The organism is Psychromonas sp. Urea-02u-13 (assembly GCF_002835995.1).
Classification (GTDB): domain Bacteria; phylum Pseudomonadota; class Gammaproteobacteria; order Enterobacterales; family Psychromonadaceae; genus Psychromonas.
Genome location: NZ_PJBZ01000181.1, coordinates 1 through 2,029 on the forward strand (window position 1 = coordinate 1; position 2,029 = coordinate 2,029).

General features: G+C 36.2%; 3 protein-coding genes. All 3 read right to left on the reverse strand.

The features are described from left to right. Positions 1-178 precede the first annotated feature (178 nt). The 3 genes from CXF74_RS21180 to CXF74_RS21190 are packed head-to-tail and all read right to left on the reverse strand — an operon-like array spanning position 179 to position 1,445. Positions 179-640: a hypothetical protein gene (locus tag CXF74_RS21180; RefSeq protein WP_101084603.1), complete on the reverse strand. Its 462-nt coding sequence runs from the start codon at positions 638-640 to the stop codon at positions 179-181. Continuing rightward, entirely contained in the window at positions 640-1,053 is a 414-nt protein-coding gene (locus CXF74_RS21185; RefSeq protein WP_101084606.1) for a helix-turn-helix domain-containing protein, read from the reverse strand. The genes CXF74_RS21180 and CXF74_RS21185 overlap by 1 nt, the downstream gene beginning before the upstream one ends. 2 nt (positions 1,054-1,055) lie before the next feature. After that, positions 1,056-1,445, reverse strand: coding sequence for a hypothetical protein (locus tag CXF74_RS21190; RefSeq protein WP_101084608.1), 390 nt, complete (start codon positions 1,443-1,445; stop codon positions 1,056-1,058). Between the last annotated feature and the right edge of the window lie 584 nt (positions 1,446-2,029).

Here is a 2,029-nt window from a genome sequence, read left to right on the forward strand (position 1 = left end):
ACAGCCGTAAACTGCAATACCTAGTTGAACGTGGGCATTGATTTTATATGATTGAAGTTATGGGTGTCCTGAATTGGCCACTGAATTGGCCATTGCTAAGCGGACTAAAATAGTTGGTTATAATCGCGAAACGATGACCAACTGTTTTAGTCGCGTTTAAACAACTTGTTAAATGGGTTTAAACTCTTAAAGGAGGGATTGATATTGGAGTAATACCTAAGCGGGCGCATGACGATTGAAGTACTTCTCTCCAATATGGCCAAACGTGGTAAAAAACGTGTTGTTCGCCAAATTGGTTTATCTCTTCTTCTGATAACTCACAAGATGATTCATATTGTGCTACAAACTCTGATTTAATCTCTAAAATTGGTTCTATTGAACCATTAGACTCTTCATTTTCAAAGTCCTCATGTGATACAAACCTTATGCCAATAACTGTATATAATTTGTATAGCCACTTACCTTCTTCTATTTCTAAGTTTTTATACATTCTCAGGCCTTTTAACTCTTGAGAGTTTTCAAGGTAGCTATCGTCAAAGTCTTCAGAGTCCATGTCATCGCGGAGGTTTACGTATAAGTTTTTTAATATTACAGATTGAATTAATAAATTATCTGCACATTTTTGTATTTCAGGAGTCATCAAGCAACCTTATTTTTTGACCATTCAGCATCATAAGCAAGATAAACATTCTGCGCATTTCCTTTGCGCTGATTTTTATTTGTAAATGTTTGCTTACCAGATTTAACCCATCCATTCTGACTTATTTTAGCAGGTTCAACAGGTAATTTAATTTCAGGTTTAAAACCTAAAGCAAAACAAATATCAGAGAAAGAACCTAAAGTCATATTCCTAGATCCACTTAATATTTGTGTCACATAAGATTTGGACTTACCTAATCTCCGCGCAAGCTCTGCTTTTGAAAGAGAGAGATCTTCGAGCATTAGAAGTAAATCTTCAGTTACATTAAACACAAGATCCTCTCTAGCATATGCTTTATCATCCGCATTACTAAAGTCTTTACTTTTTGAGTAAAACATATCTTTAGCACTCATAATTATTTCTCCTTGCTATTCCAATTTGCATGTACTTTATCGATATCTCTTTTATCTAGCTTCTGCTTATCTTTATAAGTGTAGTGGCTGATAAAGTACGTATTTGGATGTTTAGTCGATAACCAACAATAAGCTCTAACTGGTATTTTCTTAAAAGCATTAAACTTTCCTTTGCCTTGAGGTAAGTTTCCCTCTTGCGGAAAATTTTCTTTAGACATCCTCTTGCCATTTGCCAAACGATCAATAAGCTGAATTATCGCATTGGTAACTGTTTTCTTCTTTTTATGAGGAGAAACACTTACTAATGCATCTTCAAAGCTGTCAATGGCTTTATCGCAATGCTCCACTGTGAAATGTGTGCCTACATGTTTATTTTTAAGTTTTTCAGTCACTCTATATCGTTCTCAATTATTGTAGTTAACATATATGTAAACATCCATGCGATTACACCCTTTCTTGAAACTAAATGCAATTCTTTTCTGACTATTTGGTAGAAATTTACACGAATTTGATATCGCTACCCATTTAACGCCGCGTTAAGCGGACTAAAATTGTGGGTTAAAATGTGTAGCGAAACGTAACCCACTGTTTTAGTTTCGTTTAAATTCCTTGTTGAACGTAGCCACATAGCAAGTTGTTCGTCTGCGCTCATCCTGTCGCCCCTTGCTAAATCAGCGACACCTTAGCAAGAAAAATGGAAGGGGGTTCCCGCAGCCACGTTGTGTCGTGTTACCCGTCATTCCCGAATTGTTTTATCGGGAATCTCTGTTTGGTTAAACTAAAAGATTGGGATGTCCCCGATTGGATGCCGATTGGCTGTTTTCTATGGCTGAAAGGGCATATTGCGAGATAGGAAAGTGAATCATTTAACGTTTAATCAATGGTTTAATTACTTAACCACAACCTATTTAAGCGTTCGACAGTAATAGGTGTGTCTTTAACGGGCATGATATTATGTTTGCATGGCTTCATCATA